A 23,870-nucleotide genomic window follows, 5' to 3' on the forward strand; every position below is an offset into this window, starting at 1 on the left:
GCGCGGCACACCAGCCTTATGCCGGCCACTCAAGGACGCTGATCCAGCTTGTGTGGCCGGATCGGCTTGCCGATAATAGGCACTCCTTTTCCACGGCCTTTGCCTGTCCACCAACGGAACCCGCAATGACCGAACTCGCCTTGATCATGGTCAGCGCCATCCTGGTCAATAATTTCGTGCTGGTGCAGTTTCTCGGCCTGTGTCCCTTCATGGGCGTGTCGAAGAAAATCGAGACGGCCATCGGCCTGTCCCTGGCCACCACCTTCGTCCTGACCCTGGCGGCGATGTGCAGCTACCTGGTTCAGCAATACGTGCTCAAGCCGCTGGATATCGAGTTCCTGCGCACCATCAGCTTTATCCTGGTGATCGCCGTGGTGGTGCAATTCACCGAGATGGTGGTGAACAAGACCAGCCCGCTGCTGTACCGCGTGCTGGGTATCTTCCTGCCGCTGATCACCACCAACTGCATCGTCCTCGGCGTAGCCCTGCTGAACGCCAACAAGGCCGAGTTCACCTTTATCAGCGCCACCGCCAACGGCTTTGCCGCCGGACTGGGCTTCTCCCTGGTGCTGGTGCTGTTCGCCGCCATGCGTGAGCGCATCGCCATCGCCGACGTGCCGAAATCCTTCCAGGGCGCCGCCATCGGCATGGTCACGGCCGGCCTGATGTCGCTGGCCTTTATGGGCTTTACCGGGCTGATCAAGCTATGAGTCTGTTGCTCAGCGCGGTTCTTGCCCTGCTGGCGCTGTGCCTGGTATGCGGCGCCATCCTCGGTTTCGCCGCGGTGCGTTTCAAGGTCGAAGGCAACCCGATCGCCGAGCAGATCAACGCCCTGCTGCCACAGACCCAATGCGGCCAGTGCGGCTATCCCGGCTGCAAGCCCTACGCCGAGGCGATTGCCGGCGGCGACAAGATCAACAAATGCCCACCGGGCGGCGAAGCCACCATCCAGGCGCTGGCCGACCTGCTGGATGTCGAGGCCGAACCGCTGGACGCGGTGGAAGGCGAAAAACCGCAGATGGTCGCCTACATCCGCGAGGCCGAATGCATCGGCTGCACCAAATGCATCCAGGCCTGCCCAGTGGACGCCATCGTCGGTGCGGCCAAGCAGATGCACACGGTGATCGTCTCCGAATGCACCGGCTGCGACCTGTGCGTCGAGCCCTGCCCGGTGGATTGCATCGACATGGTTGCAGTGGGCAGCAGCGTGCAGACCTGGAAGTGGAGCAAACCCCTGGCCCCCGGCCAGTTGATCGCCACCGATCGGGAGCAGGCAGCATGACGGCGATGCAACCCCTTGTTTGGGACATCCCCGGCGGCATTCACCCGCCGGAGCGTAAAGAACTCTCCAACCGCACGCCGATCCGACCCGCGCCGCTGCCCAAGCGCCTGGTACTGCCGCTAAACCAGCATATTGGTGCGCCGGCCGAGCCGGTGGTGAGCGTGGGCGAGCGGGTGCTTAAAGGCCAGTTGATCGCCGCCGCCAATGGCTTCGTCAGCGTGCCAGTGCATGCGCCGACCTCCGGCATCATCAGCTTCATCGGCCCACAGCCTTACCCGCACGTCTCCGGCATGCTCGCCGCGGCCATCGTCATCGACAGCGACGGCCTGGATCGATGGTGCGCACTGACGCCCTGCCCGGACTACCGCCATCTGCAGAACAGCAGCCTGCTGGAGCTGATTCGCCAGGCCGGGATCGGCGGTCTGGGCGGCGCCGGTTTCCCCACGGCGGTCAAGCTCAACGCGCGGCCAACGCAGAAAATCCATACGCTGGTGATCAACGGCACCGAGTGCGAGCCGTACATCACCGCCGACGATCTGTTGATGCGCGAGCGCACCCAGCAGTTGATCTCCGGCATCGACATCCTCGCCCAGCTGATCCAGCCGGATCAGGTGCTGATCGGCGTCGAAGACAACAAGCCCGAAGCCATAGCCGCACTGCGCGCCGCCTTGAGCGAGCGCAGCTATCAACTGCGGGTCTTCCCGACCAAATACCCCTCGGGCGGCGAGAAGCAACTGATCCAGATCCTCACCGGCGTCGAAGTCCCCAGCGGCGGCCTGCCGGCGGATATCGGCATCCTCTGCCAGAACGTCGGCACCTGCAAAGCCATCCACGATGCGGTGATTCTCGGCCAACCGCTGATCTCGCGCATCACCACCCTAACCGGCGAAGCCCTGGCCCGGCCCATGAACGTCGAGGTGCTATTTGGCACCCCGGTCGGCGAGCTGCTGGAGTTTGCCGGCCTCGACCGCAGCAAGCTCAACCGCCTGATCATGGGCGGGCCGATGATGGGCTTTAGCCTGCCCGACTTCGACGTACCGCTGATCAAAACCACCAACTGCCTGCTCGCCGCGACCAGCGCCGAATTGCCACCGCCGCCACCGGCCATGCCCTGCATTCGTTGTGGCGAGTGCGCCGAGGTCTGCCCGGCTAACCTGCTACCGCAGCAGCTGCACTTCTTCGCCCTCGGCCAGGAACACGAACAACTCAAGGCACACAACCTGTTCGACTGCATCGAATGCGGTGCCTGCGCCTATGTCTGCCCGTCGAGCATCCCGCTGGTGCAGTACTACCGCGCGGCCAAGGGCGAAATTCGCGACCTGGAACAGAAACAACTCAAGGCCGAACACTCCAAGCAGCGCTTCGAGCTGCGCCAAGAGCGCCTACGCCGCGCCGAAGAACAGAAAGAAGCCGAACGCAAGGCCCGCACCGAGAAAGCCGTCCGCGCCAAGGCCGCCCAAGCCGAAGCGCCGGCCAGCACTGCCGACGGCGCGCACGCCGCCAAGCCGGCCGGCCTCAGCGATGAACTGAAGAAACTCAAGATCGAGGCCAGCATGGCCCAGGTCGCCCTGAAGAAAGCCGAAAAGCAACTGGCGGCCCACGCCACGCCCGAGATGCAAGCCCAGGTCGACCAGCTGCGCAGTGCCGCAACAACCGCACAGCAGGCCCTGGATGCCGCCATGGCGGCCAGCCCACCAGCCGCAGCAGCGCCTGCGCTGGACGACGGCGCACTGAAGAAAGCCAAGATCGACGCCGCCATGCTGCGCGCGCAACTGCGCAAGCTGGACAAACTCGAAGCCCCGGACGACGACCAGCAGGCCGAGCTGGCGCGCTTGCGCCAACAGCTCGAGGCAGCCGAACAGGCCCTGACCAGCCTGCAAAGCCAAGCCGTGCCGCCCGCCAAGCCAGCCGACGACGGCGCATTGAAAAAAGCCAAGATCGAACTGGCGATGAAACGCGCCGAGCTGAGAAAAGCCGAGAAAGCCGGCAACGATGACGCCGAACTAAGCAGCCTGCGCGATGCGCTAGCCCAGGCCGAACAGGCTCTGCACGCCGCCGAAGCGGCGTCCGGCAAGCCTGCGCCAACGCCGCTGCGCACGGATAAACAGCCGAGCGACGACGCCACCCGCACCTTGAAAACCGAAGTGGCCTTCGCCCGCGCCGACCTGCGCAAACTGGAACGCGACGAGAGCAGTGCCGCCGATGCCCTGGCGCAAGCCCGTCAACGCCTGGAGCAAGCCGAACAGAAATTACAGGAACACGCAGGCTAACCGCCCCCCATAGCCCGGATGCAATCCGCGAGGCCGTGCCGAGGGTGCCCGCGGGCAATGCCCCGGATTGCATCCGGGCTACGATTCTGAACCGCTGTTAAGGCCGCGCACCGCGCAGCCGACGCAAGACACCAACCGGAGTGCCAATGGCCCTGCCCCGTATCACATCGCCCCACGCCAAGGGCCGCAATCGTACCCAGCAGGTGATGCTGCAGGTACTACTGGCTACCGTGCCGGGCATCCTGGCGCTGACCTGGCTGTTCGGCTTCGGCACCCTGATCAACCTGCTCTGGGCCAGCGCCTGCGCCCTCGGTTTCGAGGCGGCCATCCTGACCCTGCGTCAGCGCCCTCTGGGCTTCTTCCTCAAGGACTACAGCGCCCTGGTCAGCGCAGTGCTGCTGGCCCTGGCCCTGCCAGCCTATTCGCCCTGGTGGCTGACCCTGATCGCCACCGGCTTCGCCATCGTCTTCGGCAAGCAACTGTACGGCGGCCTCGGACAGAACCCGTTCAACCCGGCGATGCTCGGTTACGTGGTGGTGCTGATCTCCTTTCCGGTGGAAATGACCAGCTGGCCGGCACCGCACACGGTCGGCCTGCTCGATGGTCTGCAACACATCTTTGGCCTGGCCGCCCTGCCCGATGGCTGGACCCAGGCCACCGCCCTGGACACCATCAAGATCAATAAAAGCCTGACCATGGACGAGCTCTGGGCACAAAGCCCGGCGTTTGGCCGCCTCGGCGGTGCCGCAACTGAAGCCGTCAATCTGGCCTTTCTCGCCGGCGGCCTCTATCTGCTCTACAAACGCCTGTTCAGCTGGCATGCCCCTGCGGGCATGCTTGCCGGCCTGGCCCTGATGAGCCTGCTGTTCTGGAATGGCTCGGGCTCGGATTCCAATGGCTCGCCGCTGTTCCACCTGCTCACCGGCGCCACCATGCTCGGCGCCTTCTTTATCGTCACCGACCCGGTGTCCGGCGCCACCAGCAATCTCGGCCGCCTGGTCTTCGGCGTGGGCGTCGGCGTGCTGGTCTATGTGATCCGCGCCTGGGGCGGCTACCCGGATGCCGTGGCCTTCGCCGTGCTGCTGATGAACCTGGCCGCACCGACCATCGACTACTACACCCGCCCGCGCACCTACGGCCACCGCAAGCCGACTCGCGGCTTCAATCTGGGAGAATGACCATGAATCTCCCGGAAATCAGCCGCTCGATGCTGAAAAACAGCCTGATCCTTGGCCTGTTCGCCGTGGCCACGGTCGGCGTGGTGACGCTGGTGCAACTCGCCACCGCCAAGCAGATCGCAGCGTCCCAGCATCAGGCGCAGATGCGCACCCTGGCCGAAATCCTCCCGACGGACAGCTACGACAACCATCTGCTGGACAACCGCATCAAGGTGCACGACCCCTTGCTGCTCGGCAACAAGCTGCCGCAAACCGCCTATATCGCCCTGAAGAACCACCAGCCCAGCGCGGTGATCCTTCCGGCCACCGCCCCGGACGGTTACAGCGGCACGATCCGCTTGCTGGTCGGCATTCGCGTCGATGGCCGCCTGGCCGGCGTGCGCGTGCTCAGCCACCGCGAAACCCCTGGCCTGGGCGACAAGGTCGAACGGACGAAAAGCAGCTGGATTCTGGGTTTCGTCGGCAAATCGCTGAGCGATCCAAGCGAGGCCGGCTGGGCAGTGAAGAAGGATCGCGGCGAGTTCGACCAGTTCGCCGGCGCCACCATCACGCCGCGCGCGGTGGTCAAAGCGGTGCATAACGCGCTGGTGTATTTCGATCAGCATCGCGCCGAACTGCTGGTCGCCAGCAATACTGGCGCTGCCCGCGATAGCGCCCTGCACGACGCCCATTCGCGCGCACGCGTGGGCGACAGCAGTGCCCCTGACGACCGAGGAAGCGCGCCATGAGCAGCCCCAGCTATCGCGAGATCACCCTTAACGGCCTGTGGAAAAACAACCCGGCGCTGGTGCAGCTGCTCGGCCTCTGCCCATTGCTCGGGGTCAGCAACTCCACGGTCAACGCCCTGGGCCTGGCGCTGGCCAGCGCGGTGGTGCTGATCTGCTCCAACACCGCGGTGTCGCTGGTGCGCGGGGTGGTCAATACCGCCGTGCGCCTACCCGCCTTCGTGATGATCATCGCCGCCCTGACCACCTGCATCGAACTGCTGATGCAGGCATTCACCTATGAGCTGTACCAGATCCTCGGCATCTTCATCCCGCTGATCACCACCAACTGTGTGATCCTCGGCCGCGCCGACGGCTTTGCGGCGAAGAACGATCCCGCCCGTGCGGCCTACGATGGCCTGGCGATGGGCATAGGTTTCGGCGGGGTGCTGGTCATGCTTGGCGCCCTGCGCGAGCTGTTCGGCACCGGCGCGCTGTTCGCCAACATGCACTTGCTGTTCGGCCCCATGGCCGCCGACTGGCAGTTGACCCTGTTCGCCGACTACAAAGGCTTCCTCCTGGCCATACTGCCGCCAGGCGCCTTCATCATGCTCGGCCTGCTGATTGCCGCAAAGAACCGCATCGATCAAGAACTGGCCGAACGCGCCAAGGCCAGGCAACCGCAAGCACCGGCACAAAGCCGCCGGGTCAGGGTCACCGGAGTGATCGAGTGAATGCCGCCAAGCGCCATGAAATCTTCCGCCGCCTGCACGAAGACAATCCAGAGCCAAAAACCGAGCTGGCCTACGGCTCGCCTTTCGAGCTGCTGATTGCGGTGACACTGTCGGCCCAGGCCACCGATGTCAGCGTCAACAAGGCCACTGCCAAACTGTTTCCCGTCGCCAATACGCCGCAGGCCATCCATGCCCTGGGCGTTGAGGGTTTAAGCGAATACATCAAGACCATTGGTCTGTACAACAGCAAAGCCAGGAACGTCATCGAAACCTGCCGCTTGCTGATCGAGCGCCATGGCGGTCAGGTGCCACAGACCCGCGAGGAGCTCGAAGCCTTGCCCGGGGTGGGCCGCAAGACCGCCAACGTGGTGCTCAACACGGCCTTTCGCCAACTGACCATGGCAGTGGACACGCATATTTTTCGGGTCAGCAACCGCACCGGGATTGCTCCCGGCAAGAATGTGCTCGAGGTGGAAAAGAAACTGCTGAAGTTCGTGCCCAAGGAATTTCTCCTCGATTCACACCACTGGCTGATCCTGCATGGCCGCTATGTGTGCCAGGCGCGCAAGCCGCGCTGCGGCAGTTGTCGCATCGAAGATCTGTGCGAGTACAAGCACAAAACCTCGGACGATTGAGCTTTCAATGGCTTAACGGCCGATCGATTGAAAAAATCTTTTTTACCCGCCCCGGTTTTGCCGCTATAAGGTGCGCAAATGGCCCTGTAGCCGGGAGTGAAACACATGAGCACTGCTAAAGAAGAGCTTGAGCTCGACGAAGACTTTGTCGCAGAAGATGCGGACGATGGCGAAGCCCCTGTCGAGGTTGCCAAAACCAACCTGACCAAACGGCGCGTCATCGACAATTTTCTCGAAGAGCGGCGACTGCACAAACAATTGGCCGAATATGATTTCGACCTGTAAGCCCCAGCCGACAACGCAAAAGCCCCGCAAAACCAGCGGGGCTTTTGCGTTTGCAGCCCGCCTGCAAGCCGGAAAATACCCTGCCAAGATGGCGCTCGGGTAGCAACCCGCTACCCGAAGACGAGCACCGTCAATCTCCGCGCGACGGCGACAGCAATTCGATCTTGTAACCGTCCGGGTCTTCGACGAAGGCCAGGATGCTACTGCCGTGCCGCATCGGGCCTGGCTCGCGGGTGATCTTGCCGCCACGGGCGCGGATGTCCTCGCAAGCCTTGTAGACGTCGGCGACTTCCAGGGCGATATGGCCGTAGCCACTGCCCAGCTCGTAGCTGTCGACGCCCCAGTTGTGGGTCAGTTCGATCACGCTGTTGTGCGCCTCGTCGCCGTAGCCGACGAAAGCCAGGGTGAACTGGCCATCCGGGTAGTCCTTGCGCCGCAACAGGGTCATGCCCAGCACATCGGTATAGAAGGCGATGGATTTATCCAGATCGCCGACTCGCAGCATGGTATGCAGTAGCCTCATCGGGTTTCTCCTTGTCCGCGGCCCGCGCTCACGGGCCTGAAATACAAACCCCGGCTCTGGGCCGGGGTTTGCGGGGCTTAGGTGCTCAGTCTATCAGAGCAGCTTGCGGCCCTTGCCCGCCGCAATGCGCATGCGCAGCGCGTTGAGCTTGATAAAGCCACCGGCATCGGCCTGGTTGTAAGCGCCGCCGTCTTCTTCGAAGGTGGCGATATTGGCATCGAACAGCGAATCGTCGGATTTACGCCCGGTGATGATCACGTTGCCCTTGTACAGCTTCATGCGCACCACGCCGTTCACGTTGACCTGGGAAGCGTCGATCATCTGTTGCAGCATCAGCCGCTCCGGGCTCCACCAGAAGCCGTTGTAGATCAGGCTGGCGTACTTGGGCATCAGCTCGTCTTTCAGGTGCGCGACTTCGCGATCCAGGGTGATCGACTCGATGGCGCGGTGGCCCTTGAGCATGATGGTGCCGCCGGGGGTTTCGTAGCAGCCGCGCGACTTCATGCCGACATAGCGGTTTTCGACGATGTCCAGACGGCCGATGCCGTTCTCGCCGCCGATGCGGTTCAGTTCGGCCAATACGGCAGCCGGGCTCAGCTCCTTGCCGTCGATGGCAACGATGTCACCGGCGCGGTAGGTCAACTCGATATAGGTCGGGGTATCCGGCGCCGCCTCGGGGGAGACGGTCCACTTCCACATGTCTTCTTCGTGCTCGGTCCAGGTGTCTTCCAGCACGCCGCCTTCATAGGAGATGTGCAGCAGGTTGGCATCCATGGAGTACGGCGACTTCTTCTTGCCGTGGCGCTCGATCGGGATTTCGTGCTTGGCGGCGTAGTCCATCAGTTTCTCGCGCGACAGCAGATCCCACTCGCGCCATGGGGCGATGACCTTCACGCCGGGCTTGAGCGCGTAGGCGCCCAGTTCGAAACGCACCTGGTCGTTGCCCTTGCCGGTAGCGCCATGGGAGATGGCATCGGCGCCGGTCTCGTTGGCGATCTCGATCAGGCGCTTGGCGATCAGCGGACGGGCGATGGAGGTACCCAGCAGGTACTCGCCTTCGTAGACGGTATTAGCGCGGAACATCGGATAGACGAAATCGCGGACGAACTCTTCGCGCAGGTCGTCGATGTAGATTTCCTTGACGCCCATGGCCTTGGCCTTGGCGCGCGCCGGCTCGACTTCTTCGCCCTGGCCGAGGTCGGCGGTGAAGGTCACCACTTCGCAGTTATAGGTATCTTGCAGCCACTTGAGGATCACGGAAGTGTCCAGGCCACCGGAATATGCCAGGACTACCTTGTTTACGTCGGCCATGCCAATCAACTCCACGGGGTTGTTCGGGAAAGCCCGTGATTCTACTGGTCACGCAGGATGATTTACAGCGCCGCGACAGCCTGTGACGACGAAGCAGCAACGCCGATTCTCGGCCCGCCCCACTCGTCTCGCTGCCGGACGCCGCCGCAGCCAGTACTACAGCGGGGCTTCAGGCGTTTCAGCCGCCTCGGCGACGCGGGCCAACGCCACGGTTACCCGGCGATTCTTCGCTCGATTGGCTTCGCTGGTATTGGGCGCCAGCGGGTAACGCTCGCCATGAAAGCGCAAGGTGATCTGCTCGGCCGCGACACCATTGGCTTGCAGATACTCCATCACCGCCAGGGCGCGGCGCCGCGACAGGTCGCGATTGGTCAGGCGATTGCCGCTGTTGTCGGCATGGCCGTCGAGCTGGATGCGATTGACGCTGGGGTCGGCCTTGAGATAGTCGAGGATGATGTCCAGTTTGGCCTGGGCCTGCGGCGCCAGATCCACGCCACCGCCCGGGAAGCCGACATGGGATTGGCGGATCTGTTCGAAATTGACCGGCAGCAGCTTGGCCGTGCACGCCAGATAATCGTTGTACGCCTGGCGAAATCTGACCGGCAGCAAGCGCACTTCGAGGCTGTCGCCAGCATGTCGGGTGCGATGACGAACCAACGGGCTACGCCCCTCGAGCAAGCCGGCCAGCAGACGGCTGGCCTGCTCGCGGGTGCTGCTGAAGGGCACCTCACCGTCGCCAACCCTGACCGCCCCCAGGTTGATATCGCCGCGCCCAGGCTGCCAAGGCGCAGCAGCTGCCAGCAGGGTTGCCGAGCCGGCGCCCAGCCAGCGCTCAGGAGCCTGCAGCTTAAAGGTCGCCTGCTCGCCGGCCCGGCGCACGAAGACTCCGGCACCGAAGTCGGTGATCGGCTGGCTCAGGCGACACTCGAACTGGTCACCGGCAACTGCCCACTCGACCTTTTCCAGACGGGTCTGGAAGGTGATGGCGAGCGCTGGCGGACTGGCCAACAGGCACACTAGAGCGAGTGAAAGCGGACGCACGGAAGACTCCAGGAAATGCGACTTACCCCCTGACTATCGGTGCCAGCAGACAAAACTTGAGCCCGCGATTGGGCCGAAGCTTCAGCGAAACCAGCCCGGACGCTCCGATTCCCGCCGGAGCGGCTGCAGCGCCCGGCTCTTAGCTGACAGCTCATCGCACACAGGCCGCTTTCGGCGTGCCCTGACGGGGCTTTTCCGGTAGCATTCCCGGCACGTTTTGCCCGCCTGGAAACATCCATGACCGACCGTCTCACTTTGCTGCGTCCCGACGACTGGCATATTCACCTGCGCGATGGCACCGCGCTGCCGCGCACCGTCGCCGATGCCGCCCGCACCTTCGCCCGCGCCATCATCATGCCCAATCTGGTGCCGCCGGTGCGCACTGCTGACGAGGCCGGTGCCTATCGTCAGCGCATTCTCGCCGCACGCCCGGCCGGCAGCCGTTTCGAACCGCTGATGACACTTTACCTCACCGACCTGAGCAGCCCGGCCGATGTGCGCGCCGCCAAGGCCTCGGGCTTTGTGCATGCGGCCAAACTCTACCCGGCCGGCGCCACCACCAACTCCGATTCCGGCGTGACCAGCATCGACAAGATCTTCCCGACCCTCGAAGCCATGGCCGAAGTCGGCCTGCCGCTGCTGGTGCACGGCGAAGTGACACGCAGCGAGATCGATGTATTCGACCGCGAAAAATGCTTTATCGACGAACAGCTGAGCCGGGTGGTCGAGCGCTTCCCGACCCTCAGGGTGGTGTTCGAGCACATCACCACCCGCGACGCGGTCGAGTTCGTCAATGCCGCACCGGCCAACGTCGGCGCCACCATCACCGCCCACCACCTGCTGTACAACCGCAACCACATGCTGGTCGGCGGCATTCGCCCGCACTTCTACTGCCTGCCGGTCCTCAAGCGCAACCTGCACCAGGAAGCCCTGCTCGACGCCGCCACCAGCGCCAGCAGCAAGTTCTTCCTCGGCACCGACTCGGCGCCGCATGCCAGGCACGCCAAAGAAGCCGCCTGCGGCTGCGCCGGTTGCTACAGCGCCTATACCGCCATCGAGCTGTATGCCGAGGCGTTCGAGCAGCGCAATGCGCTGGACAAGCTCGAAGCCTTCGCCAGCCAGCACGGCCCCGACTTCTACGGCCTGCCGCGCAACCGCGAGACCATCACCCTGGTGCGTCAAGACTGGGTCGTACCTGGCGAATTGCCGCTGGGCGAGCAAACCGTAATCCCGCTGCGCGCCGGTGAAAAACTGCGCTGGCGCCTGCTGGAGGACAACGCGTGAGCGGCGAAGATTTCGACACCGAACTGGATCACCCGACTGCCGGCAGCGGCTCACGCCATCCGATGGCGGAGCGCTTTCGCGGCTACCTGCCGGTCGTCGTGGACGTGGAAACCGGCGGTTTCAATTGCGCCACCGACGCCCTGCTGGAAATCGCCGCCACCACCATCGGCATGGATGAAAGCGGCTTCCTCTACCCCGAGCACACCCTGTTTTTCCGCGTCGAGCCCTTCGCCGGCGCCAATATCGAACAGGCGGCCTTGGACTTCACCGGGATCAAACTCGATCACCCGCTGCGCATGGCCGTCAGCGAAGAACACGCGCTGACCGAGATCTTCCGCGGCCTGCGCAAATCGCTGAAAGCCAACGGCTGCAAACGCGCGATCCTGGTGGGACATAACAGCAGCTTCGACCTCGGCTTCCTGAATGCCGCCGTCATGCGCTGCGACCTCAAACGCAACCCCTTCCACCCCTTCTCCAGCTTCGACACCGCGACCCTCGCCGGCCTCGCGTACGGTCAGACCGTACTGGCCAAGGCCTGCCAGAGCGCCGGCATCGACTTCGACGGCCGCGAAGCCCACTCGGCACGCTACGACACCGAAAAAACCGCCGAACTGTTCTGCGGCATCGTTAATCGCTGGAAGGAAATGGGCGGTTGGCAAGATTTCGACGACTGAAGCCTTATTCAATCCGCAAGAGCCAGCCTGCTGTGGTTCGGCAATCCGCCGATCCGTTACCGCCCCCCGCAAACACAAAACCCGGCCTGGGCCGGGTTTTGTGTTTGCGGGGAAGCGTTACTGGAACAGGGAGTCACTCGACAGGCCGTTCTTTTCCAGGATCTCGCGCAAACGCTTGAGAGCCTCGACCTGAATCTGCCGCACACGCTCGCGAGTCAAACCGATTTCCTGCCCCACTTCTTCCAGGGTGCAGCTTTCATGGCCGCGCAAACCGAAACGCCGCACCACGACCTCTCGTTGCTTGTCGGTCAATTCGGACAGCCATTGATCGATGCTTTGCGAAAGGTCGTCGTCTTGCAACAGCTCGCACGGATCAGTCGGGCGGTCATCGGTCAGGGTATCGAGTAGGGTCTTGTCAGAATCCTGGCCGAGCGAAACATCCACCGAAGAAACCCGCTCATTCAAGCCGAGCATGCGCTTGACCTCGCCCACCGGTTTCTCCAGCAGGTTGGCGATCTCTTCGGCCGATGGCTCGTGATCGAGCTTCTGGGTCAACTCGCGCGCCGCACGCAGGTAGACATTGAGTTCTTTGACCACATGGATCGGCAAACGAATCGTACGAGTCTGATTCATGATCGCCCGTTCGATGGTCTGGCGAATCCACCAGGTGGCATAAGTCGAGAAGCGAAAACCGCGCTCGGGATCGAATTTCTCGACCGCTCGAATCAAGCCGAGATTGCCCTCTTCGATCAGATCGAGCAGCGACAAGCCTCGATTGACGTAACGACGGGCGATTTTTACCACCAGCCGCAGGTTACTTTCGATCATGCGCTTACGCCCGGCCGGATCGCCCTTCTGCGCCAAACGCGCAAAGAACACTTCCTCTTGAGGGGTAAGCAGGGGAGAAAAACCGATTTCGTTGAGATACAACTGCGTGGCGTCTAGCGCACGAGTGTAGTCGATGTATTTATGCTGCTTGCTGCTGGATGGCTTGGCTTTAGTGCGAGCGAGTGGCTTTTCTGCCTCTTCGCCCGACACATCATCCAAGACGATACCCGGCTCCATCAAGAGCACTTCATCATCGACGTCAAACTCCGGCGCTTCTTTTGGATTGAGTGCCATTATTGTTGTCCCTTGCTGAGTTCGACTGCACGCTCGGGTGGCGCCTGTATCCCTGGCAACACCTGAACCCGTCCCTCCTACGTGATGGAACAGACGGGCGACAGATCAACGGCGTGGCAAGTATTGCAACGGATCTACAGGCTTTCCTTGGCGGCGAATTTCAAAATGAAGCTTCACCCGGTCGGCTCCCGTGGAACCCATTTCGGCAATCGTTTGCCCAGCTTTAACCTGCTGTCCCTCCTGAACCAGCAGCCTGCGGTTGTGGCCGTAGGCACTTACGTAGGTATCGCTGTGCTTGATGATCAGCAACTCGCCGTAGCCCCGTAAACCACTCCCGGCGTACACCACTGAGCCATCAGACGCAGCTAAAACAGGCTGTCCCAAATCCCCGGCGATATCAATGCCTTTATTCAAACTTCCGTTTGAAGAAAACCGCCCGATCACCACACCGCTGGCCGGCCAGGCCCAGCCTGACACTGAGCGCTGTACCGGTTGCACCGGAGTCGTTGCCCGGCTTGCCTTGATTGGCACGGAGGCCTGGCTCGGCGGCCGCACAACAGGGGGCTGGGTCGGCACAACCGGACGGCCGATGGGCACCGGCGGGGTTACCGCTGGGGCGACGGCAACTGCAGGCTTGCGCGTCAGGCGCCGACCGTCGAAGCGGATGACCTGGCCGACCCGAATCAGGTAAGGCGAAGTAATGCCGTTGCGCGCAGCCAAGGCTTTCCAGTCCCAGCCGAAACGAAAGGCAATCGAATAGAGGGTATCGCCACGCCGTACCACATATTGGCCGCTGGTTACCGGTTGACGCTGCTGTGCCGCCACTCCCCGGGCATTGCGATCCACGACCTGAACGCCGCCCGGCGGCGAACTGACGCAACCGGCCAAGAGCGCAGCAATAGCCAGGCCAGCCAGCAAGCGCCGAGCGCTGCTGCATATTTGCGTGAAACTCACCCGTCTCTCCCTTTGTGGCCAGTGGCGTCTGCTGATTGGCGCGTATTGTGCCGCAATTATTCGACGCAGCCAGCGCTTTGCTGACGGCGACCGGCAAGCCATTCCAACCCAAACACCAGCAGCACCCCGCCGAGGGCCAAAAGAATCGCCAAAAGCAGCTGTGGATCCTGCCCACTGACCTCGGCAAAACGGCCCGGCAAGAGGTTGACCTGCAGCAGCGGCACCGGTTGCCCGTGACTGCCGGCTTGCCAGGTAAGGGTTTCTTTCCACGGCCAGAGCTTGTTCAGCGAACCCAGCATCAACCCCGTCAACAATGCCAAGGTCAGATCGCGCCAACGCACCAGCAGCCAACGCAACAACCCGGCAAAGCTGACGATGCCAACCAGACAACCGCTGGCAAACAGTGCCAATACGCTGATGTCCAGGCCTTTCACCGCCCCGAGAATGAAGGGGTAAAGGCCCAGCAGCAATAGGATGAAGCTACCGGAAATACCCGGCAGGATCATCGCGCAGATAGCAATCGAGCCGGCGAAGAAAATGCTCAGTGAATCGGTACCCCACTGCACCGGCGAAGCCACCGTGATCCAGTAGGCGAAGGCCGCGCCCATGCTGAAACTGACGAAACGGCTCCAGTTCCAGCGCTGGATCTCGCGCGCCACCAGGTGCGCAGAAACCAGAATCAAACCGAAAAAGAACGACCACACCGGGATCGGATGCTCGGCCAGCAGGAAGGTGATCAGCCGCGCCAGGCTGAGCACACTGGTCAGAATGCCGATCAACAACACCAGCAGGAAGGTCGCGTTGGCCGCCTGCCAGGCGGCCAGGACGCGCCCTCGCAACAACAACCCCAGAGCGACGGGCACACTCGCGATCGAGCGCAGCAGCTCGTCGTAGATGCCGCTGATAAAGGCTACGGTGCCGCCGGAAACGCCGGGCACCACATCGGCCGCGCCCATGGCAATGCCTTTGGCGAAGAGCAAGAAATGTTTGTTCATGGATCCTTCCTAGTCAAACGATAACAATCAGACCAAGGGCCCGTTGAGCAATGGCACGAAGCGCACGGCATCCAGCACATGCCTGGCAAACCCCTGCTCCTCACGGACGATCAGCAGCAACTGCTGCATATCGTCGGCGCCAACCGGAATCACCAGACGCCCGCCCGGCGCCAACTGATCGAGCAGGGCCTGGGGCACCTCGCTGGCGGCCGCGGTGACGATGATGCCGTTGTAGGGCGCCAGTGCCGGCCAGCCCTCCCAGCCGTCGCCCCAGCGAAACACCACATTGCGCAGGTTCAGCTCGCTCATGCGCTCCTTGGCGCGCTCCTGCAAGCTTTGAATGCGCTCGACACTGAACACCCGCTCGACCAACTGCGCCAGAATCGCCGTCTGATAACCCGAGCCGGTGCCGATCTCCAGCACCTTGTCCAATGGGCCGGCGGCCAGCAGCAACTCGCTCATGCGCGCGACTATATAAGGTTGCGAAATGGTCTGGTTGTGGCCGATCGGCAGTGCGGTGTCTTCATAGGCGCGATGGGCCAGTGCCTCATCGACGAACAGGTGGCGCGGCGTGCGGCGGATTGCTTCCAGCACCCGGGCGTTGGACAAGCCCTCTTCATAGAGACGCTGAATCAGCCGCTCGCGAGTACGCTGCGAGGTCATGCCGATGCCGCGATGATGCAGTTCATCTTGCTCACGTCTCATCAAAACAAGCCCTCCAGCCAAGGCTGCAGGCTGCTGAGGCCATCCTGAAAGGTGCGATCCAGCTGCAACGGGGTAACGGATACGAAGCCCTGCATTACCGCATGGAAATCTGTACCCGGCCCGCCGTCCTCGGCATCGCCGGCAACCGAAATCCAGTAGCCTTCCTTGCCGCGCGGATTGATCACCTTGACCGGCGCAGCGGCACGGGCACGATGGCCCAGGCGGGTCAGCTGGATGCCACGGATATGCGCCAACGGCAGGTTGGGGATATTCACGTTGAGCACGGTGCGCGGTGGCAGATCGAGCTGCTCGTGGGCCTCGACCAACTTGCGCGCGAAGTAGGCGGCAGTCGGCAGATTATCTGGCTGGCGCGAAAGCAAGGAGAACGCGAACGCCGGCCGAGCCAGAAAACGCCCTTCCAGAGCAGCGGCCACAGTGCCGGAATAGAGCACGTCATCGCCCAGATTGGCGCCCAGGTTGATACCCGCCACGACCAAATCCGCCACATGCGGCAGCAGCCCGTTCAAGCCCAGATGCACGCAATCGGTGGGCGTGCCGTTGAGGCTGATGAAGCCGTTGGCCAAGGTGCATGGGTGCAGCGGACGGTCGAGGGTCAGCGAGCTGCTGGCGCCACTTCTGTCCTGATCGGGCGCGATCACCGCGCACTCGGCATAATCGGCCAGAGCAGCATGCAGCGCGGCCAGGCCCGGCGCTGCCACGCCGTCATCGTTAGAAATCAGAATACGCATGGGTTGTCCGTCTGCCCTGCAGGCAACAGATCGACTAGCTCGCGCACCACGACGGTGGCGAAGCATCCAGCCGGCAGGACGAATTCCAGTTGCAGAATGTCAGTCTCTGGATAATGCCACGTCAACCCGCCGATGGGGAGGCGCAGGATACGCCGTTCGTGCGTCATGCCCGCTTCTGCCAGCCAGCCGACCAGGGCGTGCTCATCGGCGGCGACCTCCTGCTCCAGGGTCTGGGCGACTCCGCCGGCCGCCGAGGCACCCGCACCCCACAAAGGCCCGGTAGGGTGCAGGTCGAGAATCGCCAGGCGCGGGTCGCTGCACTCGGCCTCGCCGGCGGGGAAAAAGCTGCGGCTATCGGTAAAGGCCAACAGGTCGCCCGGCAACGCCCGATTCCAGGTGCCCGCAGCGACCCGCTCGGCCAGCACTCGATTGAACAGGAAGCTGCGCGCCGCCGAGAGCACCCGCGAACGCACGTTGCGCTTCTCAGGCAAGGTTTTAGATTCGGCAAAGTGCCGTGCATGGGCGACGTTCCCCCCTTCGAAGCCAAAACGCTGCAAGCCGTAGTAGTTAGGAATTCCCTGAGCGGCAATTTGCGTAAGACGTATATCCAAGGCTTCGCGATCAGCCTTGAGTTGAGTCAACCGCAGGGTAAAGCCATTGGCCGCATGGGCACCGCGCTGCAATTTACGCGAGTGGCGCACCTGCTTGAGGATACTCAGGCTGGCGTCCTCGGCGCCGCTCAAGTCAGGATCGGTCTTGCCCGGCAGGTGCAAACTGAACCATTGGCGGGTCAAGGCCTGACGATCCTTGAGTCCGGCATAGCCGATCATGCGCAGCGGCACGCCAGCGGCACGGGCGATACGCTTGGCGGCCTCTTCGGTATTAAGCTCGCGCTTTTCCACCCACAGCCAGAGGTGCTCGCCCTCGCCGGCCAGAGCAATGTCCAACACTTCGTCGACCTGAAAGTCTTCCGCCACGGCCTTGAGCACCGCCGTACCGCAAGGTTCGCCATGTCCGCGCGGGCCGAGCAATTCGAGTTCGTTCATCGGCCGACCAACAGCGCAACGGCATGCACCGCGATGCCTTCCTCGCGGCCGGTGAAGCCGAGCTTCTCGGTGGTGGTGGCCTTGACGTTGACCTGTTCCGGCGAGACTTGTAGGTCCTCGGCGATCAGGCTGCGCATGCGTTGGATATGCGCGGCCATCTTCGGCGCCTGGGCGACTATGGTGGTGTCGACGTTAGCGACCTGCCAGCCTTTGGCCTGAATCAAACCCAGCACATGGCGCAGCAGCGCACGGCTATCGGCGCCCTTGAAGGCCGGATCGGTATCGGGGAAGTGCTTGCCGATATCGCCCAGTGCTGCGGCGCCGAGCAAGGCATCGGCGAGTGCATGCAGCAGCACATCGCCATCGGAATGCGCCAGCAACGCGAACTTGTGGGGAATTTGCACGCCACCCAGGGTAATGAAATCGCCCTCGGTAAAACGATGCACATCATAGCCGTGGCCAATACGCATAAAAACAACGCCCTGAAAAAGTCAGGGCGTGATTCTAACTGAAAGCGGCAGGCTGCAAGTGCCGTCAGTGCCGCACCAGCTTCATACTGCCTCTGACGGCTTAGTGCTTAGCTTGGCCCTGTCGCCAAGGCGGCCGCATGGTGACGCAGGTGATCCCCGATAAAGCTGGCGATGAAGTAGTAGCTGTGGTCATAGCCCGGTTGCAGGCGCAGGGTCAGCGGATGCCCGGCTGCTAGCGCGGCACTCTTCAGCGCATCCGGCTTGAGCTGGCTGTCGAGAAAATCGTCACGGTCGCCCTGATCGATCAGGATCGGCAAGCGCTCGGCCGCATCGGCGATGAGCGCACAGGCATCCCATTCGCGCCAGCGCGAGCGCTCCTCGCCGAGGTAGCGGGAAAACGCCTTCTCGCCCCACGGGCAGTTGGACGGATTGCCGATCGGCGCGAAGGCCGACAGCGACTGGTAACGCCCCGGGTTGCGCAAGGCGCAGACCAGCGCGCCATGCCCGCCCATGGAATGGCCGCTGATGCCGCGCCTGGCCGAGACCGGGAAATTAGCCTCGATCAGCGCCGGCAACTCCTGCACCACGTAGTCGTGCATGCGGTAATGGCGTGCCCAGGGCTCTTGCGTGGCGTTGAGGTAGAAGCCGGCGCCCAGACCGAAATCCCAGGCGCCCTCCGGGTCGCCCGGCACATCCGGCCCGCGCGGGCTGGTGTCCGGCGCCACTATGATCAAGCCCAACTCGGCCGCCAGCCGGTGCGCGCCGGCCTTCTGCATGAAATTCTCGTCATTGCAGGTCAGCCCCGACAACCAGTAAAGCACTGGTAGTTTGGCGCCCTGCTCGGCCTGCGGCGGCAGGTAGACGGCGAACACCATGTCGCAGTTGAGCGTGCTCGAGCGATGCCGGTAACGCTTGTGCCAGCCGCCGAAGCTTTTCTGACAGGAAATGTTTTCCAGGGTCATGACAATCTCCGTAGGGTGGAAAACCGCGAAGCGTTTTCCACCACAAGACGGTGGATGCAAACAGCGGCATCCACCCTACACACTCAAAAATGGATGACGGTGCGAATGCTCTTGCCTTCGTGCATCAGGTCGAAGGCCTGGTTGATGTCTTCCAGCGGCATGTTGTGGGTAATGAAGGTATCCAGCGGGATTTCGCCCGTCTGCGCCTTCTCCACATAGCTCGGCAGCTCGGTGCGGCCTTTCACCCCACCGAAGGCCGAGCCGCGCCAGACGCGCCCGGTAACCAGCTGGAACGGACGGGTGCTGATCTCCTGGCCGGCACCGGCCACGCCGATGATGGTCGACTCGCCCCAGCCCTTGTGGCAACACTCCAGGGCCGCGCGCATCAGCTGCACGTTGCCGACACACTCGAAGCTGTAATCGACGCCACCATCGGTCATCTCGACTATGGCCTCCTGGATCGGCTTGCTGTGCTCCTTGGGGTTGACGCAGTCGGTGGCACCCAGTTGCCGGGCGATCTCGAACTTGGCCGGATTGATGTCGACGGCGATGATGCGCGCGGCCTTGGCCATCTTGGCGCCGATGATCGCCGCCAGACCGATGCCGCCCAGACCGAAGATGGCCACGGTCGCGCCCTCCTCGACCTTGGCGGTATTCAGTACCGCACCGATACCGGTGGTCACGCCGCAGCCGAGCAGGCAGACCTTGTCCAGCGGCGCCTCCTGGGGAATCTTGGCCAGGGAGATTTCCGGCAGCACGGTGTACTCGGAGAAGGTCGAGCAGCCCATGTAGTGGTAGATCGGCTGACCCTGGTAGGAGAAGCGCGAGGTGCCGTCCGGCATCAGGCCTTTGCCTTGGGTGGCGCGCACCGCCTGACAGAGGTTGGTCTTGCCGGATTTGCAGAACTTGCACTCGCGGCATTCGGCGGTGTACAGCGGGATCACGTGATCGCCGACGGCCAGCGAGGTCACGCCCTCGCCTATCGCCTCGACGATGCCGCCGCCTTCATGCCCCAGGATGCAGGGGAATACCCCCTCGGAGTCTTCGCCGGACAGGGTGTAGGCATCGGTGTGGCAGACGCCGGTGGCGACGATGCGCACCAGCACTTCGCCGGCCTTCGGCGCCTCGACATCCACCTCGACGATTTGCAGCGGTTGGTTGGCGGCAAAGGCTACCGCAGCACGTGACTTGATCATGATCGCTCTCCGACGGGATATAGACGGGATATAACAGTGGCCAAGAGTGTAGATCACCCTCCACGAGTAAATAATCGGAGTTATGGCAAAACATTATTGCTATACAGGGATAATGGCCAGAAGCTGCAAGCACCTCAGCGGAACGCTTGAGCGCATCGGGATCGAGGAGAAGTAGCAGCATGAACCGTTGGGAAGGCCTGGATGAATTCGTTGCGGTGGCCGAGTGCGGCCAATTTACCGCCGCCGCCGAGCGCCTGGGCCTGTCCTCCTCCCAGGTCAGCCGCCAGGTCGCCCGCCTGGAAGAGCGCCTGCAAACCCGCCTGTTCTACCGCAGCACCCGACGCGTGGCCCTGACCGAAGCAGGGCAGACCTTTTTGCAGCACTGCCAGCGCCTGCAGGACGCCCGCGACGAAGCCCTGCGCGCGGTCGGCGACCTTGGCAGCGAACCCAAGGGACTGTTGCGCATGACCTGCGCCGTGGCCTACGGCGAGCGCTTTATCGTGCCGCTGGTGACGGACTTCATGACGCGCCACCCGCAACTGCGGGTGGACATAGAGCTGAGCAACCGCAACCTGGATCTGCTGCATGAAAGCCTGGACCTGGCCATTCGCCTGGGTCGCCTGCAGGATTCGCGGCTGGTCGCCACCCGCCTGGCCCCCCGGCGCATGTACCTGTGCGCGGCACCGGACTACCTGCAGCGTTATGGCCGCCCGCACAGCCTGTCCGAACTGAGTCGGCACAATTGCCTGGTCGGCAGCTCGGATACCTGGAGTTTCCAGCTCAACGGCCACGAAACCTCGCAACGCGTGCAAGGCAACTGGCGCTGCAACAGCGGCCAGGCGGTGCTCGATGCGGCCTTGCGCGGCCTGGGCTTGTGCCAGTTGCCGGACTACTACGTACTGGAACATGTGCGCAGCGGCGCCCTGGTCTCCCTGCTGGACAACCAGCAGCCGCCCAACACCGCAGTTTGGGCACTCTATCCCCAGCAACGGCATCTATCGCCGAAAGTGCGGCAACTGGTGGACTGTCTCAAGGCGGGTCTGGCGCAACGCAGCGAATACCGCCCCCATTGACTCGACCCGCGCGCCGGCCGCCATCAACGACGCCAATCGCGACGCGCAACCACCGGCGCCGCAACCATGACCGCGCTATATCAGCAGCGCTCGGCCCAGCGTTGGCGCAGCCAGTCGAGGTCTTCGGGTCGGGTCACTTTCAAATTATCGGCACGCCCTTCGATCAAGCGTGGCGCTTGCCCCAGCCACTCGACAGCTGACGACTCGTCGGTAATCGCCACCTCGGCGGCCAAAGCCTCTGCCAGCGCACGCTGCAACAAGCCGAGGCGAAACATCTGCGGCGTGTAGGCCTGCCAGATCAGCGAGCGGTCGACGGTCTGCAGCACCCGGCCATCGGCCCCGACACGCTTGAGGGTGTCGCGCGCCGGCACCGCGAGCAAACCGCCAACCGGATCATCGGCCAGTTCCGCGAGCAGCAGTTCCAGATCCGCGCGTGACAGGTTGGGTCGCGCCGCATCATGCACCAGCACCCAATCCTGCTCCTGCGCGCCCAACTCGCGCAGACGCTGCAAGCCATTGAGCACCGAGTCGGCGCGCTCGCGGCCACCTTCGGCGCGCGTTATGCGCGAATCCTGCGCACACGCCAGACTCGGCCAGTAGGGATCATCGAGCGCCAGACTGACCACCACGCCGTGCAACTGCGGGTGGTCGAGAAAGCAGGCCAGGCTATGCTCCAGAATGGTCTTACCGGCCAGCTCCAGGTATTGCTTGGGCCGGTCGGCACCCATGCGGCTGCCTACCCCGGCGGCGGGGATCAGAGCCCAGAAATGCGCTAATACGGACGTTTTCATTCGGTTAGCTGGCTGTCATTCGGTCAGCTGGTAGAGAGTCTCGCCCTCTTTGACCATACCCAGCTCATGCCGGGCACGCTCCTCGACGGTTTCCATGCCTTTTTTCAGCTCCATGACTTCCGCCTCGAGAATGCGATTGCGCTCCAGCAGACGTTGATTTTCACCTTGCTGATCGGCGATCTGGCGACTCAAGTCGGTGACCTGCGCCAGGCTGCCATCGCCCACCCACAGGCGATACTGCAGGCCAACCAGCAGCAGAATCAGGGCGACTAACAACCAGTAAGGACTACGCATGGCAGTAAATGATTCCGGACGAAAAAGGGACGGCTCGCGCCGCCCCTCTTTTACCACGCCTTGGCCAGTCACTGAAAACGTCGCGAGCGAAGGCTAGGCAAGGCGAAATCAGGCGAGGCAGCGGAGTTTACTGCAGTAAATGAGCATGCCGAGCCTGATTTCAACGCAGCATAGTCGAGCGCAGTAGTTTTCAGCCACGGAACTCGGCACGGCCGCGATACGGCGCCTTACCGGCCAACTGCTCCTCGATGCGCAGCAACTGGTTGTACTTGGACACCCGGTCGGAGCGGCACAACGAGCCGGTCTTGATCTGGCCGGCCGCGGTGCCCACGGCCAGGTCGGCGATGGTCGAGTCTTCGGTTTCGCCGCTGCGGTGCGAGATCACCGCGCTGTAGCCGGCGGCCTTGGCCATCTGGATGGCTTCCAGGGTCTCGGTCAGGGTGCCGATCTGGTTGAACTTGATCAGGATCGAGTTGGCGATGCCCTTGTCGATGCCTTCCTGGAGAATTTTTGTATTGGTCACGAACAAGTCGTCGCCGACCAGTTGCATCTTGCCGCCGAGCTTATCGGTGTGGACTTTCCAACCGGCCCAGTCGGACTCGTCCATGCCGTCTTCGATGGAGATGATCGGGTAACGCTCGGCCAGGCCGGCCAGGTAATCGCTGAAGCCCGCGGCGTCGAACACCTTGCCTTCGCCAGCCAGGTCGTACTGACCATCCTTGAAGAATTCGCTGGAAGCGCAATCCAGGGCCAGGGTGACGTCGTCGCCCAATTTGTAGCCGGCGTTGGCCACGGCCTCGGCAATGGCAGCCAGGGCGTCTTCGTTGGAGGTCAGGTTCGGCGCGAAACCGCCTTCATCGCCCACCGAGGTGCTCAAGCCGCGGGCTTTGAGTACGGCCTTGAGGTGATGGAAGATCTCGGTGCCCATGCGCAGCGCTTCGGCGAAGGTCTTGGCGCCCACCGGCTGAACCATGAACTCCTGGATGTCGACGTTGTTGTCGGCATGCTCGCCGCCGTTGATGATGTTCATCATCGGCACCGGCATGGAGTAGACGCCCGGGGTGCCATTGAGGTTGGCGATGTGCGCGTACAGCGGCAGGTCGTTGTCCTGGGCGGCGGCTTTGGCGGCGGCCAGGGACACCGCGAGGATGGCGTTGGCGCCGAGCGTGGCTTTGTTCTCGGTGCCGTCGAGGGCGATCATCGCGCGATCCAGGGCTTGCTGGTCGAGCGGATCCTTGCCGCGCAACAGGTCGCGAATCGGCCCGTTGATATTGGCCACGGCCTTGAGTACGCCCTTGCCCAGATAACGGCTCTTGTCGCCATCACGCAGCTCCAGCGCTTCGCGCGAACCGGTGGAAGCACCGGACGGCGCGCAAGCGCTGCCGATGATGCCGTTATCGAGGATCACGTCGGCTTCCACAGTCGGGTTGCCACGGGAGTCGAGAACCTCACGGCCTTTGATGTCGACGATCTTTGCCATTGCGTTTAGCACTCCAAAAAGTTGACGAAAACGGTACCACCAGGAACTCGATTCATACCGCCGGAAAAATCGGCAAACGACAGCCAGCTGACCGGCGAGTCAGATTATGTCA

26 protein-coding genes are annotated in these 23,870 nt (G+C 63.0%); 11 read left to right on the plus strand and 15 right to left on the minus strand.

From position 1 onward, the window contains the following. Positions 1–125 precede the first annotated feature (125 nt). The 8 genes from rsxA to P8H27_RS10240 all read left to right on the plus strand — a co-directional run bounded on the left by rsxA (position 126) and on the right by P8H27_RS10240 (position 7,088). The gene (gene rsxA / locus P8H27_RS10205; protein WP_289637217.1) at positions 126–710 is read left to right on the plus strand and encodes an electron transport complex subunit RsxA; all 585 of its coding nucleotides are present in this window, start codon (positions 126–128) and stop codon (positions 708–710) included. Continuing rightward, a complete protein-coding gene (gene rsxB / locus P8H27_RS10210; protein WP_289637219.1) occupies positions 707–1,282 on the plus strand; it encodes an electron transport complex subunit RsxB in 576 nt (191 codons plus the stop codon). The genes rsxA and rsxB overlap by 4 nt, the downstream gene beginning before the upstream one ends. After that, the gene (gene rsxC / locus P8H27_RS10215; RefSeq protein ID WP_289637220.1) at positions 1,279–3,552 is read left to right on the plus strand and encodes an electron transport complex subunit RsxC; all 2,274 of its coding nucleotides are present in this window, start codon (positions 1,279–1,281) and stop codon (positions 3,550–3,552) included. Before rsxB ends, rsxC begins: the two co-directional genes overlap by 4 nt. A gap of 146 nt (positions 3,553–3,698) precedes the next feature. Continuing rightward, entirely contained in the window at positions 3,699–4,730 is a 1,032-nt protein-coding gene (locus P8H27_RS10220; protein WP_289637221.1) for an RnfABCDGE type electron transport complex subunit D, read from the plus strand. Positions 4,731–4,732: 2 nt separating this feature from the next. Continuing rightward, positions 4,733–5,458, plus strand: coding sequence for an electron transport complex subunit RsxG (gene rsxG, locus P8H27_RS10225; protein ID WP_289637222.1), 726 nt, complete (start codon positions 4,733–4,735; stop codon positions 5,456–5,458). After that, positions 5,455–6,168: an electron transport complex subunit E gene (locus P8H27_RS10230; protein WP_289637224.1), complete on the plus strand. Its 714-nt coding sequence runs from the start codon at positions 5,455–5,457 to the stop codon at positions 6,166–6,168. The genes rsxG and P8H27_RS10230 overlap by 4 nt, the downstream gene beginning before the upstream one ends. Then, positions 6,165–6,803, plus strand: coding sequence for an endonuclease III (nth, locus tag P8H27_RS10235; RefSeq protein ID WP_289637226.1), 639 nt, complete (start codon positions 6,165–6,167; stop codon positions 6,801–6,803). Before P8H27_RS10230 ends, nth begins: the two co-directional genes overlap by 4 nt. 105 nt (positions 6,804–6,908) lie before the next feature. Then, on the plus strand, positions 6,909–7,088 hold the full coding sequence (locus P8H27_RS10240) for a PA3496 family putative envelope integrity protein (protein WP_289637228.1): 180 nt from the start codon (positions 6,909–6,911) through the stop codon (positions 7,086–7,088). Positions 7,089–7,218: 130 nt separating this feature from the next. Here P8H27_RS10240 and gloA read toward each other — a convergent pair whose 3' ends face one another. From gloA to P8H27_RS10255, 3 genes are all read right to left on the minus strand, one after another. After that, positions 7,219–7,611, minus strand: a complete 393-nt coding sequence (gloA, locus tag P8H27_RS10245; protein ID WP_289637230.1) for a lactoylglutathione lyase — start codon at positions 7,609–7,611, stop codon at positions 7,219–7,221. A 93-nt stretch (positions 7,612–7,704) separates the two neighbouring features. After that, entirely contained in the window at positions 7,705–8,922 is a 1,218-nt protein-coding gene (locus P8H27_RS10250; protein WP_289637231.1) for an argininosuccinate synthase, read from the minus strand. A gap of 156 nt (positions 8,923–9,078) precedes the next feature. After that, positions 9,079–9,963: an OmpA family protein gene (locus tag P8H27_RS10255; RefSeq protein ID WP_289637232.1), complete on the minus strand. Its 885-nt coding sequence runs from the start codon at positions 9,961–9,963 to the stop codon at positions 9,079–9,081. Positions 9,964–10,200: 237 nt separating this feature from the next. On the opposite strand from P8H27_RS10255, the gene pyrC reads away from it, so the two are divergent. After that, positions 10,201–11,247 carry a dihydroorotase gene (gene pyrC / locus P8H27_RS10260; RefSeq protein ID WP_289637234.1) on the plus strand — a complete coding sequence of 349 codons (1,047 nt, stop codon included), beginning with the start codon at positions 10,201–10,203 and terminating at the stop codon, positions 11,245–11,247. Beyond that, positions 11,244–11,921 carry a ribonuclease T gene (gene rnt / locus P8H27_RS10265; RefSeq protein WP_289637236.1) on the plus strand — a complete coding sequence of 226 codons (678 nt, stop codon included), beginning with the start codon at positions 11,244–11,246 and terminating at the stop codon, positions 11,919–11,921. Before pyrC ends, rnt begins: the two co-directional genes overlap by 4 nt. Positions 11,922–12,038: 117 nt before the next feature. On the opposite strand, the gene rpoS is transcribed toward rnt, so the two are convergent. The 9 genes from rpoS to P8H27_RS10310 form a co-directional block, all read right to left on the minus strand. Further along, entirely contained in the window at positions 12,039–13,043 is a 1,005-nt protein-coding gene (gene rpoS, locus P8H27_RS10270) for an RNA polymerase sigma factor RpoS (protein WP_289637238.1), read from the minus strand. A 105-nt stretch (positions 13,044–13,148) separates the two neighbouring features. Continuing rightward, on the minus strand, positions 13,149–13,997 hold the full coding sequence (locus tag P8H27_RS10275) for a peptidoglycan DD-metalloendopeptidase family protein (protein ID WP_289637239.1): 849 nt from the start codon (positions 13,995–13,997) through the stop codon (positions 13,149–13,151). Between the two features lie 56 nt (positions 13,998–14,053). Further along, complete coding sequence (locus P8H27_RS10280) at positions 14,054–14,992, minus strand: DUF368 domain-containing protein (RefSeq protein ID WP_289637241.1); 939 nt, start codon at positions 14,990–14,992, stop codon at positions 14,054–14,056. A 27-nt stretch (positions 14,993–15,019) separates the two neighbouring features. Then, positions 15,020–15,655 carry a protein-L-isoaspartate(D-aspartate) O-methyltransferase gene (locus P8H27_RS10285; protein WP_289637320.1) on the minus strand — a complete coding sequence of 212 codons (636 nt, stop codon included), beginning with the start codon at positions 15,653–15,655 and terminating at the stop codon, positions 15,020–15,022. A gap of 41 nt (positions 15,656–15,696) precedes the next feature. Continuing rightward, positions 15,697–16,446, minus strand: coding sequence for a 5'/3'-nucleotidase SurE (gene surE, locus P8H27_RS10290; protein WP_289637242.1), 750 nt, complete (start codon positions 16,444–16,446; stop codon positions 15,697–15,699). Further along, the gene (gene truD / locus P8H27_RS10295; RefSeq protein WP_289637243.1) at positions 16,434–17,492 is read right to left on the minus strand and encodes a tRNA pseudouridine(13) synthase TruD; all 1,059 of its coding nucleotides are present in this window, start codon (positions 17,490–17,492) and stop codon (positions 16,434–16,436) included. Before truD ends, surE begins: the two co-directional genes overlap by 13 nt. Next, positions 17,489–17,962, minus strand: a complete 474-nt coding sequence (gene ispF / locus P8H27_RS10300; RefSeq protein ID WP_289637245.1) for a 2-C-methyl-D-erythritol 2,4-cyclodiphosphate synthase — start codon at positions 17,960–17,962, stop codon at positions 17,489–17,491. Before ispF ends, truD begins: the two co-directional genes overlap by 4 nt. 107 nt (positions 17,963–18,069) lie before the next feature. Further along, the gene (fghA, locus tag P8H27_RS10305; protein WP_374761343.1) at positions 18,070–18,924 is read right to left on the minus strand and encodes an S-formylglutathione hydrolase; all 855 of its coding nucleotides are present in this window, start codon (positions 18,922–18,924) and stop codon (positions 18,070–18,072) included. Positions 18,925–19,007: 83 nt separating this feature from the next. Continuing rightward, the gene (locus P8H27_RS10310) at positions 19,008–20,120 is read right to left on the minus strand and encodes an S-(hydroxymethyl)glutathione dehydrogenase/class III alcohol dehydrogenase (RefSeq protein ID WP_289637247.1); all 1,113 of its coding nucleotides are present in this window, start codon (positions 20,118–20,120) and stop codon (positions 19,008–19,010) included. 179 nt (positions 20,121–20,299) lie between these two features. On the opposite strand from P8H27_RS10310, the gene P8H27_RS10315 reads away from it, so the two are divergent. Then, a complete protein-coding gene (locus tag P8H27_RS10315; RefSeq protein WP_289637249.1) occupies positions 20,300–21,193 on the plus strand; it encodes a LysR substrate-binding domain-containing protein in 894 nt (297 codons plus the stop codon). A gap of 80 nt (positions 21,194–21,273) precedes the next feature. Here P8H27_RS10315 and ispD read toward each other — a convergent pair whose 3' ends face one another. From ispD to eno, 3 genes are all read right to left on the minus strand, one after another. Beyond that, entirely contained in the window at positions 21,274–21,984 is a 711-nt protein-coding gene (ispD, locus tag P8H27_RS10320) for a 2-C-methyl-D-erythritol 4-phosphate cytidylyltransferase (RefSeq protein ID WP_289637251.1), read from the minus strand. A 15-nt stretch (positions 21,985–21,999) separates the two neighbouring features. After that, positions 22,000–22,278, minus strand: a complete 279-nt coding sequence (ftsB, locus tag P8H27_RS10325) for a cell division protein FtsB (protein WP_289637252.1) — start codon at positions 22,276–22,278, stop codon at positions 22,000–22,002. A gap of 190 nt (positions 22,279–22,468) precedes the next feature. Continuing rightward, positions 22,469–23,758, minus strand: a complete 1,290-nt coding sequence (eno, locus tag P8H27_RS10330) for a phosphopyruvate hydratase (protein WP_289637253.1) — start codon at positions 23,756–23,758, stop codon at positions 22,469–22,471. Between the last annotated feature and the right edge of the window lie 112 nt (positions 23,759–23,870).

The sequence above is a fragment of the Pseudomonas sp. sp1636 genome (genome assembly GCF_030376615.1).
GTDB lineage: Bacteria > Pseudomonadota > Gammaproteobacteria > Pseudomonadales > Pseudomonadaceae > Aquipseudomonas.